The organism is Cognatundibacterium crateris (assembly GCF_010078235.1).
Lineage (GTDB): Bacteria > Pseudomonadota > Gammaproteobacteria > Burkholderiales > Burkholderiaceae_D > Undibacterium > Undibacterium crateris.
This window is the reverse complement of the sequence record NZ_JAABOS010000004.1, coordinates 300,808-315,204: the sequence shown is the minus strand read 5'-3', so window position 1 is coordinate 315,204 and position 14,397 is coordinate 300,808. Positions and strand designations below refer to the sequence as shown.

General features: G+C 51.9%; 8 protein-coding genes. All 8 read right to left on the bottom strand.

The window, feature by feature from the left end:
* Positions 1-144 precede the first annotated feature (144 nt).
* Positions 145-4,236, bottom strand: coding sequence for a DEAD/DEAH box helicase (locus EYB48_RS09870; protein WP_162020165.1), 4,092 nt, complete (start codon positions 4,234-4,236; stop codon positions 145-147).
* A 44-nt stretch (positions 4,237-4,280) separates the two neighbouring features.
* A complete protein-coding gene (locus EYB48_RS09865) occupies positions 4,281-4,610 on the bottom strand; it encodes a DMT family transporter (protein ID WP_162020164.1) in 330 nt (109 codons plus the stop codon).
* A gap of 132 nt (positions 4,611-4,742) precedes the next feature.
* On the bottom strand, positions 4,743-5,015 hold the full coding sequence (locus EYB48_RS09860) for a DUF1294 domain-containing protein (RefSeq protein ID WP_162020163.1): 273 nt from the start codon (positions 5,013-5,015) through the stop codon (positions 4,743-4,745).
* A 95-nt stretch (positions 5,016-5,110) separates the two neighbouring features.
* On the bottom strand, positions 5,111-7,585 hold the full coding sequence (locus EYB48_RS09855; protein WP_162020162.1) for a PKD domain-containing protein: 2,475 nt from the start codon (positions 7,583-7,585) through the stop codon (positions 5,111-5,113).
* A gap of 65 nt (positions 7,586-7,650) precedes the next feature.
* Positions 7,651-9,015, bottom strand: coding sequence for a prephenate-dependent tRNA uridine(34) hydroxylase TrhP (trhP, locus tag EYB48_RS09850; RefSeq protein WP_186903225.1), 1,365 nt, complete (start codon positions 9,013-9,015; stop codon positions 7,651-7,653).
* A 66-nt stretch (positions 9,016-9,081) separates the two neighbouring features.
* Positions 9,082-9,975 carry a DMT family transporter gene (locus EYB48_RS09845; RefSeq protein ID WP_202927744.1) on the bottom strand — a complete coding sequence of 298 codons (894 nt, stop codon included), beginning with the start codon at positions 9,973-9,975 and terminating at the stop codon, positions 9,082-9,084.
* A 354-nt stretch (positions 9,976-10,329) separates the two neighbouring features.
* Positions 10,330-12,132, bottom strand: coding sequence for a DUF4153 domain-containing protein (locus tag EYB48_RS09840; RefSeq protein WP_162020161.1), 1,803 nt, complete (start codon positions 12,130-12,132; stop codon positions 10,330-10,332).
* A gap of 374 nt (positions 12,133-12,506) precedes the next feature.
* Positions 12,507-14,342: a translational GTPase TypA gene (gene typA, locus EYB48_RS09835; RefSeq protein WP_162020160.1), complete on the bottom strand. Its 1,836-nt coding sequence runs from the start codon at positions 14,340-14,342 to the stop codon at positions 12,507-12,509.
* Positions 14,343-14,397 lie beyond the last annotated feature (55 nt).

The following is a 14,397-nucleotide window of genomic DNA, read 5'->3' as shown; positions in this document are numbered from 1 at the left end:
CTCAGTGCCAACGAAGCATTTCAACTTTTCAAATGATGATTTTGATGACAGAATTGTTGAATGAATTGATGACTGGCTTTAATTATTAAACAGCTGACAGTGATGCGGCGTATGCACACAAACACTGCCAGCTATCCAAACAAATCAGACACTTTCCTTCAACAAGCGCAACAAGGATTCCGTATCCAGCCTTGCGGTGGCGTCACCACCTTCCAACAAGCTATCGGCCAGATCGCGTTTTTGCGCATGTAAGGCGATGATTTTTTCTTCTATCGTATCTTGCGTGACTAAGCGGTATATCGTCACGGGCCGTTGCTGGCCCATGCGATGGGCGCGGTCTGAGGCCTGATCTTCAACTGCAGGATTCCACCACGGGTCGAGGTGAATCACGTAGTCGGCAGCGGTCAGGTTCAGGCCTGTACCACCGGCTTTCAGGCTAATCAGGAATACATCGCCCTCGCCCGACTGGAAAGCATCCACCCGTTTTTTACGCTCGGCTGGCGGCGTACTGCCGTCCAGATATTGGTAAGCGATCTCCTGCTTTTCCAGCAGCTCGCGCACCAGCGCCAGATGATCCACGAACTGACTGAACACCAGGACCTTATGCCGGTTGTCCAGTATCTCTTGTAAAGTACTGTCAAACACTGCGAGCTTACTACCCGCCATATCAGAATTTTTCAGCACCAGTTGTGGATGGCAGCAGAAGCGGCGTAACTTGGTAATCTCCGCTAACACCTTTAATGAAGACGCTTCTTCAGCACCGCTGCTGGCGATTTTTTCCAGTGCTTCCTGGCGCAGTGCTTCATACACATGGCGCTCTTCATCACTGAGTTCAACTTGCAGCGAAATCTCAGTGCGTGGTGGCAGCTCGGTTAATACCTGGGTTTTGGTACGACGTAAAATGAAGGGCTGTATCAGTTTTTTGAGCAGCTGTCTGGCGTCCTTGCCGCCCTGACTTCCGCGTTCTATCGGTGTGCTGAAACGATCGGCAAAGCTCTCTTTGGAACCCAGTAAACCCGGATTAATGAAGCGGAATAGATTCCATAATTCGCCCAAATGATTTTCTACCGGCGTACCGCTGGCGATCATGCGGAAATCTGCCTGTAAAGCCATCGCTGCCTGGCTGCGCTTCGTCGCCGCGTTTTTAATCACTTGCGCCTCATCCAGCACCACGGTATGCCAATGCTGGGCGGCGAATAGTTTGGCATCGGATTGCAACATGCCATAGCTGACGATCACCAGATCAAACGCGCCCAGCTCCTCCAAAGAGCGCACCGCATGATAAGGGCGTACCCGCAGTGTAGGCGCAAAGCGCAAGGCTTCGGCCTGCCAGTTCATCGCCACTGAAATTGGCGCGACGACCAAAGCCGGACCACCCGTCGCCCTGTGCAGTAATAAGGCCAGCGTTTGCATGGTTTTGCCCAGGCCCATATCATCTGCCAGACAGGCGCCCACACCCCATTGCGCGAGCCGGGCCAGCCAGTTAAAACCAGCCAGCTGATAATCGCGCAGCTCCGCTTGTAAAGTGGTGGGTAAGACCGGCTGGAATTCTGCCAGCGCATCCAGTTTCTGCACCTGTTCGCGCCAGGCCAGATCGGCTTCCAGCTGACCAGCCTGCTCTGCCAATTCTGCCAAGGCAGGTGCAGTCAGGCGATTGAAGCGCAACTCACCTTTGGCATTCAGTTCGCCCAAGGCACGCATTTCTTCCAGCCGCTGACGGAAGCTGGACGTCAGCGCCAGATAATCCTGATCACCGATTTTCAGGAAACGGCCCTTGCCGGATTCGGCCATCTGCAATAACTCACGCAAGGCCAGCACGCGACCATCATCGAGCACCACATCACCGCCTGCGACAAACCATTCGCCCTGACGCTTAATGGTCAGGCGCAGATTGTCCATGGAGCGGCTGCCTTTTAATCTGAAGCGCTCCCCTTCCGGCCACACCAGCTCTACACCTTCGCTTTCGAGCTGCTTCAATTCAGTCAGCAATTCCAGGCATTGCTCGGGTTCCTGCAATTGCCATTCATTGTGTTCGCTGCCCGCTGCGCCCAGCGCCGGACAGGCTTGTACACAACGCTGCAGCAGACGCTTTTCTTCATCCAGGCGACGACTGACCTGTACCGGCAACCCTTCTTTTTCGCCCAACAAATTCATCGCGCCTGCACCCGGTGTGAGCCAGGCACCGTCCGGCAGCGGCTGCACCAGTACTTGCACTCTTAAGCCCTCATGCAAAGGCAGCAGATGCGCATATAAGCGCATATCCGGCTCCAGCGCCTGCACATTCGATGCCAGCTCGGGCAAATCAGAATGAATGGCTAAATGCGGCGCAATCGCTGCCACCACATCGATCAATTGCTGTTTGGCCGACAGCGGAACATTGAGGCCGCGACCAAGGATGCCGCTGATTTGCCGTATCTCTGGCGTCGCCACATACACAGCAAGACGGGTTGGCGTTTCCCTGCGCCATACGGTGGCTTCATTCGGTGCAATATAGGGATCGAGCTGCAAGCTGATTTGCCCGTTTCTTTCTTTGAGCAGCAAAGCGACTTCGGCTTTGACCACATCAATACGCACTTCCGGCGCGTCCATCCAATACACCGCGCCATGCCCAACCAGGCTGGGCAAGGCTTTTTCCATATTCAGATCGAATTCACTGGCGCCATAATAGCCTTCGGCACCGCGCCGTATGCAGGCGGCGATTTGCTTATCCTGCTCAGTCAGATATGGCATGCTGTCCTGATCCTGCGCTAAGCGGCGCAGTGCAACCGGACGCCCCTTACTCCAGCTGTTTTTAGCACCACGCTTTTGTTCGCGCGGTTCGGCCCGCATTTCCTGAAACTGCATATCCAGCAACCAGGCCAGGCGCACCCCCTCTTCTTTGACGGGTGCGATTTTTTCTACACCGGGCTTTAACTGTGTCAGCGCATTCAGCGCACGCTTCCAGGATTCTTCTTTTTGCAGGATATCGACCAGTGGGCAAATCTGATGTTTGGCATGCCAGCCGCTAAAACCGCCGGCATCCTGAAATTGCTTGACAAGCAAGCGATCAATTTCTGCCGCCACCCAGACATAGCCGCGCTGCTGCATCTGCAAACGCATTTCTGTCAGTTTGCCATGCAGGCGCGGATGCGGCGGCGCATCTTGCCAATGGGCGGCACAGGCTTCAAACAAGGCATCAATGTCATTGGTGCTGCGCACCGCAAACGGCACGCCCGGCAATACCACACCCTGCGCCAGATGATTAATAAAGGGCTGCAGTATGTAATACGCATTCGCATCGCGGGTTTTAATACCCTCATCGATCTGACTCTTGGCCAGCTTGAGACTCGCGATATCATTTTTCGCCATCAGCGCGACAGTCACAAACAAGCCCAGTAAATGCGGTATGAAGAATTTACGCTTACCGCTGTTTGCTCTCTGCATTTCTGCATAGGTTTGCGCCAGCCCTACCGCATTCACGATTTGATTATTCAGGATATGGCGAACGATCAGAAATTCGCCCTGATATTGCGGATTCAGCGTGGGATACAATTCTTCAAACTGCGCGAAATCGCCGCGCAATATCGCTTGCCAGGCCAGCATGGCGGGCAGTTGCGGCCATTGTGGCCGCAGGCTGTCGAGCTGATCACAGGCATATTCGTAAGCGGACTGACACTCAGTCAGACTCCAGTTCGCATGCTGAAACAAGTCGCATAACAACATGCCCTGATCCACGCTGCGCAGGCTGCTGAACAGGCTCACGCCTGGCTCGCTTGAGAAAAATTTCTCTGCGGGGAAACGTGCCTGATTGCTGGTCACTGAGAAAAATTTTTCGCGCCACATCAGTGCATCATCGGTCCGACCGGACAACACCGAGAATTGTATTTCCCGCGCATAGAAATTGCCGTCGTAGGACTTCCAATACTGATACTCGCCAAGTTGTTTGAGCAAATCGCGGATACTGCTGATCCAGGATTTCAATATGCCTTGCTGATGCATATGCAGCAGCACTTGCATGCGATGCTCATCGCGCAGCTGATAACCCAGGCCGATTTCCTGACGCAGGATCATGCGCCTGGCCAGCTCCTGCAACACGTCCTTGACCAGCTTGGCATCATAAGGATTGCCGATCACATTTAATTGCCGGCGCATTTGCAGCAAATCCAGCGCCTTACTCTGACTTAGCGGCACCTCATATAAGGCAGTCGCATACACCAGCGGCAATTCATCTTCACTCAGACCGGACAAGTCTTCCATACACACTCAATCATTCACAAATAAACTCGAAAAACAGCGAGGCTTTAATGCGCGGCTGTCTTAGAAAACAGATTCAAGACCACTACACCCGCCACGATCAAGGCGATGCCCAACATCGCAGCCAAATCCAGCTTTTGCCCATATAAAATCCAGGCAACCAGCGAAATCAGCACCACGCCCACACCTGACCAGATCGCATAAGCAATACCTACCGGTATCGTGCGCAAGGTCATCGATAAGCAGTAAAACGAGGCGCTGTAACCCAGCATCAATATCACAGAAGGCCATAAGCGGGTAAATCCATCGGACGCCTTTAATGCAGAAGTTGCGATCACCTCGCAGACGATAGCCAGACCCAGAAACAACCAGTTCATACATCCTCCGAAACACTGCAGATTATTGAAGCTCACCTGATGCCTAGCTGCGCACTCCAGGCTAGCCCGCAATTATCCTCTGAAACAGTCAGCACTGCATTGTTATCAGCACAAATGCCAGTGCTGACACGATCAGATCAAAGCATATAGGCGCAGCAGAACGAGCAGCAACAACTGCAACAGCGTCACCAGCAATAAGCCAGTTTGAAAACTGCGTTTGGCCGATTTATGCCGCCATACCAGCATACCTAACCAAATGCCTGCACTACCTGCAAACAAAGCTGACAGCAGCAAAGTCAATTCAGAAATCCGCTGTTTACCACGCACAGCAAAATACTTATCCACGCCCATCATGCCCAAACACAGTAAATTCCAAACCGCGCACGCGAGCAGCAAGTACAACATGGTTTAACACCCCTTTCCGGTCACATTGAAGGCGAAAAAAAACCTCTGGCTGCACGCCAGAGGTTTTTCTGTTTCAGCAGTTTTAATACCTGAATTTAATCACGTATCACGACATGCAGGGTTGCGCCAACAGGAACGATCATATTGGATTTCGCAAACGTAGTTTTACCCGCGGCGATCGTCTCCTGCGCAAAATAATGTGTAGTCGGCGCCATATTAGCAAATGCCCTAGGCTTGATAGAGACTGTTTTCGACATGGCCAACACATCAACCGCATCAAAATTACCATCCACGGTACGCTGCGGGAAACCGTAGCCTGCAGGCAGGCTAGTCGCTGGCAAATTACTCCAGATGGATGCGCCAAACTTAGTCAACTCATCAGCAACACCAAAACCACCTGCGTTCAGAATCAAGGTATTCAGACAAGAATAACTCGTTACCTTCCCGGCACCTGAACCATCATTACAAGAAGTAACCAGGTTTTTAAACAAACTGGCACCATATTTACGGTTCAGGAAAGCGCCGAAAGCACCGCCAAATGCATAATTATCACTCGACAAATCTGGCCAGTTAACATAGCTGACGCCGCCACCTGTTTTTAGGTAATCTGGAATACGGACACTGGTCATTTTGTTGAAGCCACCAGTAAAGATAGTCTTGGCCAGAATATCCTCACCCATCATCGCTGTCGTTTCTTCCAGCCAGGTATCATGATCCGTATCCCGCACAAAGAATCGCTGATAGAAATTGATCATATGCACGGCTTCATGCATCAAAGTCGATTTATAGTAGTTGAGGTTCTTGGTTACTTCTGGGCCATTGACAAAGAATACCAGTGCTTCATTACTATTCTTTGTTGAAGTAAATGCCGTTTTCAGGTAATTATTACCCCCCCAAAAATAGCCGCCCCAGCCTGTAGATGCAGGTACGTTTGGAAGAACCACATTAATATCCAGCAGTCCATTGGCGTCGGAAATAGTGTTATTAAAGCTCTTGGTACCATAGGCATCTCCCATGGCATCCGTGAGCTGATCGAAACCACCACTTCCTGCGCCGCTATTCAGGCAAAAGGTATTTGCGAGTGCCAGGATATCAGAGGCAGTCGCGCCGCCGGTAGGATCTGCCCAAAACACCGCATTGCGACCCGTCTTCAGTTTGCAAATCTGACTGACTTTCAAGTTGTAACTGACTGGTGAAGCTGAATTAAAGGTATCTACCCATACCCGTGTATCTCCAATGACGACAGGCTTCACAGATGGGACGTTTTCTGCCCGCACAACTGGATTGAGAGCAACCGGATTAGCGCGCTGCAATTTCAGCAGTTCCTGATTTTTAAAACGCATGAGCGAGTGCGCGCTATCGTGATCTGCATGCTCATCGTGCGCAGCAAGCGTTAAGGAAGTCGGCGCCAATTGAGTCTGCAACGGTGCCACCGGGATTGCTCCGGCTGATGCTTTCGCCAGACTTAGCTTATCATCCGGATTGGTAAAGACCAAAGTAGCCACCTGACCAGCTTTGACGCCAGAGATGGAAAAATCTGCGACTGCATCGGTCGCCCCTGCATTCTTATACTGCCAGATACCGATACCGGATCCTGCATAGCTGGTTGCCCCGGTTGCAGCACAACCAGTGCCGGAGCATCCAACGGCCAACGGATTACTGACCTGTTGCACGACTGGGTACAGTTTCGTTGTAGAAGAACTCAAACCTTTGGAATTTGTTACAACAACCCTCACGTTATACATGCCAGCAGATGTATAGGTATGCGACACAGAAGTACCCGTCGCAGTAGTGCCATCACCAAAGTTCCATGAATACGTGAGCGGTAGTTGCGCAGGATCATTCGCAGCAGCAGTGAAGCTGACCGAACTATTCGGGACGGAATTTGCTAATGCAGGGGTAACTGAAGGGTAGCTTGGCGAACCTGCAACCGGTGCCACCTGAAAATTCAATGTAGATTTGGCTGTATTACCCAAATCATTTTTGACGGTGAGTGTTACATAATGCTCCCCGGCTGACTGGAAGCTGTGTTTTACACTTGCGCCTGTTGCGCTGGATACGTCACCAAAATCCCAGGTATAAGTCAGTGCAGCACTTGGGGCACTTGGATCTTTAGAAGCACCTGTAAAACTCACCTCAGTACCGGCCAGCTGGTTTTGACCAGCAGAAGTGATTGTCGGCGTATCCAGAACCACATCCACAATCACCAAATTCACAGTAGATTGCGCTTTCGTGCCATTCGTGTCGCTGGCGGTTACTTTCACTGCATAAGTACCCGCTTTGGCAAAGGTATGCGTTGCAGCAGAACCGGATCCTGTAGTGCCGTCACCAAAATCCCAACTATAGTTTGCAGTAAGATTCGCTGACGAAGTTGCGTTTGCTGACAAGCTAACGCCGCGACCAGCATATAACACAGCCGATGCCGGGGAAGTAATCGCTACTGAGAGTGTAGGCAGCGGGGCAGGAGCTGGCGCGGTCGTATCTCCTCCGCCGCCTCCGCCTCCGCAGGCTGTCAATGCTGCCACCGACATAGCAGAGACAAACAGGGCTTGTGCTATTTTCGTCATCATCACTCCAGAATAAAAGTTTGAGCGCAGTTATCCTAGCACAAGCAAATGTTTCTCAGATAATATTTTTATAACATTTTTGCAATTAAGGCTTTTTCGTGTTTTCCATCCAACGGAATACGCACTTTATGACCTGCACCCGGAATGATGTTCAGAGATTGGTTTTCAGTGTTGCGCATTTCAGTCAGGGTCACGATTTCATTGCCTTGCGGAGAAATGATTTCGATCTGGTCGCCGACTGCGAAGCGGTTTTTGACTTCGATTTCAGCCCAGCCATCATTGATCTGCAATACCTGACCAACGTACTGACTGCGATGCGCCTGGGATACGCCTTCCATGTAATTCTGGTGGTCCTGGGTATGATGACGCTGATAGAAGCCATCGGTATAACCACGGTTCGCGAGGCCGTTCAATTCACCCAGTAATTGCGGATTAAACGGACGTCCGGCAACCGCATCATCAATCGCGCGGCGATAGACTTGCGCGGTACGGGCGACGTAATACAGGGACTTGGTACGACCTTCCACTTTCAAAGAATCGACGCCGATTTTAGCGAGTCGCTCTACGTGCTCAACGGCACGCAAATCCTTGGAGTTCATGATGTAAGTGCCATGCTCATCTTCGAGGATAGGCATGAACTGACCTGGCTTACCACCCTCTTCGATCAGGTAAGGACGGTCGGCCAGCGGATGACGCGGCATATCGCCCATGGCGGAGAAGGATTGATTCGCTTCTTCCAGCGCCTTGTTGAAATCGAACTTGATGGTTTCAACCGGGATACGCTGCAAATCGCCGGTTTCATTTTCAGTCGCGTTTTCGACCTTGTAATCCCAGCGGCAGGAATTGGTGCAGGTACCCTGATTCGGATCGCGGTGATTGAAGTAACCGGATAACAGGCAGCGACCGGAATACGCGATACACAGCGCACCATGTACAAAGACTTCCAGCTCCATGTCCGGGCATTCCTGGCGGATTTCTTCGATTTCATCGAGCGACAATTCACGCGACAAAATCACGCGGGTCAGGCCCATTTTTTTCCAGAATTTGACGTCGGCCCAGTTCACTGCGTTTGCCTGCACCGATAAATGCACATTCACTTCCGGCCATTTTTCACGCACCATCATGATCAGACCAGGGTCAGCCATAATCAGTGCATCCGGCTTCATTTCTATCACCGGCTCCATGTCGCGCAGATAGGTTTTCAGTTTGGAGTTATGCGGGAAAATATTGCTGGCAACAAAAAACAGCTTGCCACGGGCATGCGCGCCGCTAATCCCTTCACGCAAAACATCCAGCGTGGAAAATTCATTATTACGGGCACGCAGGCTGTAACGGGGCTGGCCCGCATAAACAGCATCTGCACCAAAATCAAATGCAGCGTGCATTTTTTCCAGCGAACCGGCTGGCAACAAGAGTTCAGGCGCTTTCAACATAGCAAAATTCCGGGTAAAACTGCCAGCAGTTTAGGCCGACAGGAAAAAATAAATTAACCCGCTATTTTACTGCGATTCACCCGGCTTCTGGTGCCAATTCCAGATTTCATTGACGATCAAGGCCACCAAAACGATAGTGCCGCCAGCCAGCGTGGCCGCATTTGGGGTCTCACCAGCCCATAGCCAGGCCCACAAGGGCGCCAGCAAAACTTCAAGCAAAGCCAGCAAGGCCACTTCGTGTGCCTTCAGGCTGGCGGAGGCCTTGACCATCAGACTACAAGGCAATCCCAGTTGAAAAAATCCCAGCGCACCCAGTATCAACACATCCTGCAGGCTGGCCTGAAACGGCAGTGACAAGGGCAACATCGCAAGCGCAGAAAAGCTGCCACCCAAAAACACTGCCGGTATCAGGTCTACCGTATGTGCGCGCCGTTTGAGCAAAATCATATTCACCGATGAGGCCAGCGGTATGCCGAGTGCGACCAGCATGCCGAGCACGCCGCGGCTGTCGGTCAGTGTCAGATTGCCGGCAAACATCCAGGCCATGCCGCAACCTGCCATCGCAATCGCGATCCAGGTGGCCGCCGGGATGCGCTCCTTCAGCACCAGCCAGGACAGCAAGGCGGTGAATAAGGGCGCCAGACTTTCCATCACCGAGGTATTCGCCACCGTGGTCAGGGTCAGCGCAATCATGAAGCAGCTATACATGGTGGCCCACATCAGGCCAGATACCATGCCGGTCGTCCCCATCAGCTTTAAGCGACCGAGAAAGCCACGCCCATACTGATGCAGCATCAGCCCGGCGACAAAAATGGCAGCAAACAGGCTGCGCCAAAACACGATCTCGAAACCGGCTGCACTTTGCAAATGACGACTGGCGACACCGGCGCTACTCCACAAGGTGGCGGCAATGATCATCAGCAAAATGGCGTGACGGCGGGCGTGCTGGCTGGCAGGCATGGGTTTTCCTCGATTGATAGTACGATTTCAGATGCCTCACACGGACCTGGCCGCTGGACGGCTAAAGTCAGGCATCTGCAGCGACACGGCCAAAATGCGCATGTCAGACTGGAAATTCATAAAAACTGAATATAGCAGCCAGTTTATCCGCCTGACATCGTGGATGTCCGCAAAAACAGTGGGCGTGAGACTTGAAATTTTTTGAATGCTGCTTACCACCCTGGGAATCTTCATACTTCCCGACAAGCATATCGACCGCACATTCGAACGCACATTCGAATGCACATATAAGCAAAAAACGCGCTACACCAAGAAGTGCAGCGCGTTTTTTTCAGGCCCGATGATGAGCCGTGATTACGGCGTGCAATGGCGCCGTTTCGCAAATTCCGGCGTCACGACCAGGCGTGCGCCAGCTACTTCCAACACGTCCCAGCCCGGCACGGCCTTGACCTGGCCTGCCTGCAATGCTTCTTTCACACCGGCACATTCTTGCGTCTGCAAGTCAACTTGCCCCTTATGCACCCAAACTCCGGGACTCAGTTCGGCATACAGGCTGCCGCCATAATAACTACCACGCCCGAGCACCAAGACCTCTGGTTTACCATCGTGATTCATATCCTGCATCAGTACGTCACAGCCACGCGTCTTGGCGATCAGGCATGCACGATGATCAGCACTCAACCATGGCGCTGCCGTTCCATCTGCCTGCTTCAAAAAACCCTGAGGCAAAACAGCCCCCTGAGGCCAGACTTCATAGGGCGTAATGACATCCGCTTTCTCACGTCCACGATGGGTCAATGCCAAAGCTTGCGCTGCACGCGCACGTATGGTGGCGGCTTGTGGCAAGGCTTTTTCCGGCTGCAGCTGCTGCAATTGTTCCAGTGCTGCGCGCCCGTAGCGGCCACCTTCAAAACGCAAATAGGCATAATCAAATTGCTCAGCACTGACTTTCCCCTGCTGCAAGCGCGCCAACTGATCGGCAACTGCGATGCGGGCCGGGTCCAGCAAAGGTGAAAACATTGCGAGCACCACCGCTAACTGCACATAGGCCATGACAATATTCACGCCAGCGATGCTACTCAATAAACCACCGGCTTTGAGCGCAGCACGCAAATAGGCCAGGCCGTAGCTCAAGGCGATGAGTGCGCACATCACTGCAATCACACGATCACTGCTCCAGCCATACTGCCCTATACGCAATTGCAGCGCGCGTAAAGCAAGCGCCGCCAGTATTGGCAACAACACGCAAGCGACACGCGCGCTCCAGCGCAATATCCGCGCTGTTGCCTGCAAGGCGGTGCCATCCTGAAATGCAGTATTGATCAGCACCACCAGCACGACACAGGAACTCAATAGTAAATTCGTTGCGTGCTTGGTTTGCCACAGCAATTCTGTGCCGCTGAACAGCAAAGCCGCCAGAAAGCCGCTTAGTACCAGGGTCGCCACCGGCAGCAGCCAGGACAACAACACCAGCAACAGATTGCGGATGCCGCGCACGATGGACGGACGCATATCGGTCAAATGCAGGGCACAGGCAAATGACAATACCGCCACCGGAATATTGAACCACTCTTTTTCCAGCAAGCGCTTTAAGAAATCCAGCTTCAGCATCATGAACAAGGCCGAACCCAGATGCAGCAAAGCAAACAAAGCGCCAACAAAGATCAGGGAAAACACCAGTTGCACCAGCAATTTCCACGACAAGTCAAAATACACGGGATAGCTACCCAGCCATTGCCGGTTTTGCTCGTAAGCGAGTTTGAGCGCTTGCGCCACATACAAACACACAGCACTGAAGAAAAACAGCAAAGGCGAAGGGAAGGCAATCTGCACTTCATCCGACGGCAAGCCCCAGCCATTATTCCAGCCATTGCGGCGCAGCCAGTCATGCTGCGTCAATGAAACCAAGACCAGCAACAGCACCGCCAGCCAGCGCAGTAAGGCAGCGCTACGCATTTGCCCCAGCGAAGAAATCGCCATCACCGGCAAACTCAGTCCGCATAAGAGCAAAGGAAAAAACCATTGCGGCGCTAAGGCCGGCCACACTTTATCCATCGCCGCGCGATACAGCAAAAACAGTAACAGCGCCTGCCCAGCCGCCACCGCCACCCTTACCAGACCAACAGAACGGTTGACAGACGATAATTCCTGATTCATCGCATCCCACTCCTACAGTTATACATTCAGACTTTTAGACTTGCAGACTTTCAGGTGCCTAGCCTCACACATCTGCGCAGCCAGATGTCAGCGCTACGAAATTGCTTATATTACTTTAAAGCCCTGACATCACTGGCACCTCGTTTATGAACCACAACAGTCCTTGTGACACAGCTATGCTGAAATCCGCATCAATGCTTTTACAAAGCCTTTTAATTACATTGATATCTGCTAAGTTACTATGCTAATTTCCGCATTTAATGAGGTACACGAAGCTAGCTGCGTGCAGTGTGTTAGGCACGCAAAAATTGGCGGCATAAAAAAACCGCAGACTACGCTGCGGTTTTTTATTGTCCGGATAAACCCTTTAAGGATTACGCTTCGCGGGAAGCTTTCTTACGCTCATGTTCCTTCAAGAAACGTTTGCGCAGACGGATACTCTTAGGTGTGACTTCAACCAGTTCGTCGTCTTCAATGAATTCAACCGCGTATTCCAGAGACATTTGAATTGGTGGTACCAGACGTACCGCTTCATCCGTACCGGAGGAACGAACGTTGGTCAATTGTTTACCTTTGATCGGGTTAACCACGAGGTCATTGTCACGGGAATGGATACCGATGATCATGCCTTCGTACACTGGGTCATTGTGGCTCACGAACATACGGCCGCGGTCTTGCAGTTTCCAGATCGCGTAAGCAACAGCAGCGCCATCATCCTGAGAAATCAATACACCATTGCGACGGCCAGCCATTTCGCCTTTGGAGTTATCGACTGGTGCGTAGTCATCAAACACGTGACTCATCAAACCTGTACCACGGGTCAGTGTCATGAATTCGCCCTGGAAACCGATCAGGCCACGCGCTGGAATACGGTATTCCAGACGTACACGACCTTTGCCGTCCGGTTCCATGTTTTGCAGATCACCACGACGGCGACCCAGTTCTTCCATCACGCCACCCTGGTTAGACTCTTCAACGTCAACGGTCAGGTTTTCATATGGCTCATGACGTACACCGTCTACCATTTTGAATACGACGCGTGGACGGGAAACAGCCAGCTCGAAACCTTCACGACGCATGTTTTCGATCAGAATAGTCAGATGCAACTCACCACGACCAGAAACTTCGTAAGTGGAATCATCACCTTCAGCCTGTACTACGCGCAATGCCATATTGGATTTCAGTTCGCGTTCCAGACGGTCACGGATCTGACGGGTAGTCACGAATTTACCTTCGCGGCCAGCCAGTGGCGAGCTGTTAACCATGAAGTTCATGGTCAGGGTAGGCTCGTCAATCTTCAACATAGGCAAAGCTTCTGGGGTATCTGGTGCGCAGATCGTCGAACCGATACCGATTTCTTCGATACCGTTGATCAGTACGATGTCGCCAGCTTGCGCTTCTTCCACTTGTACGCGATCCAGACCTTTGAAGGTCAATACCTGGTTAATACGCGCCTTAGTTGGCTTGTCTTCCGGACCATTCATCCAGATCACGTCTTGCAATGCTTTTACTTTACCGCGCAGGATACGGCCAACACCGATCTTACCAACGTAAGAAGAGTATTCCAGGGATGTGATTTGCAATTGCAAAGGACCATTCGGATCATCTTCACGTGCAGGAACGTGTTTCAGGATCGCATCAAACAATGGCTCCATGTTACCGTCGCGCACTGTGTCTTCCAGACCGGCATAACCTTTGAAACCGGATGCGTACACAATCGGGAAATCCAGCTGTTCATCCGTTGCGCCCAGCTTGTCGAACAATTCGAAAGTCGCGTTAACGGCTTTTTGTGGGTCCGCGTTTTCACGGTCAATCTTATTCACAACCACGATAGGCTTCAGGCCCAGCGCGAGTGCTTTACGTGTCACGAAACGCGTCTGTGGCATTGGGCCTTCCTGCGCATCGACCAGCAGCAATACGCTGTCTACCATCGACAATACACGCTCTACTTCACCACCGAAGTCCGCATGGCCTGGCGTATCCACGATATTGATGTGGGTACCTTTGTATTCAACGGCACAGTTTTTGGAAAGAATGGTAATACCGCGCTCTTTCTCAATATCATTGGAGTCCATGACACGGGAATCAACCTGCTGGTTGTCACGGAAAGTACCGGATTGGCGCAGCAATTGATCAACCAGCGTGGTTTTGCCGTGATCAACGTGAGCGATAATTGCGATGTTGCGAATAGCGCGTTTTGTAGTAGACATGATAGCGTTCGTTTTGGGGTAAATCGGATAACCTGAGATTATAACATGCTGCAAC

Bases quoted from the DNA above. Each gene is read 5' to 3' on its own strand.
- EYB48_RS09870 (WP_162020165.1), bottom strand. From the start codon at position 4,236: ATGGAAGACTTGTCCGGTCTGAGTGAAGATGAATTGCCGCTGGTGTAT.
- EYB48_RS09865 (WP_162020164.1), bottom strand. From the start codon at position 4,610: ATGAACTGGTTGTTTCTGGGTCTGGCTATCGTCTGCGAGGTGATCGCA.
- EYB48_RS09860 (WP_162020163.1), bottom strand. From the start codon at position 5,015: ATGTTGTACTTGCTGCTCGCGTGCGCGGTTTGGAATTTACTGTGTTTG.
- EYB48_RS09855 (WP_162020162.1), bottom strand. From the start codon at position 7,585: ATGATGACGAAAATAGCACAAGCCCTGTTTGTCTCTGCTATGTCGGTG.
- trhP (WP_186903225.1), bottom strand. From the start codon at position 9,015: ATGTTGAAAGCGCCTGAACTCTTGTTGCCAGCCGGTTCGCTGGAAAAA.
- EYB48_RS09845 (WP_202927744.1), bottom strand. From the start codon at position 9,975: ATGCCTGCCAGCCAGCACGCCCGCCGTCACGCCATTTTGCTGATGATC.
- EYB48_RS09840 (WP_162020161.1), bottom strand. From the start codon at position 12,132: ATGAATCAGGAATTATCGTCTGTCAACCGTTCTGTTGGTCTGGTAAGG.
- typA (WP_162020160.1), bottom strand. From the start codon at position 14,342: ATGTCTACTACAAAACGCGCTATTCGCAACATCGCAATTATCGCTCAC.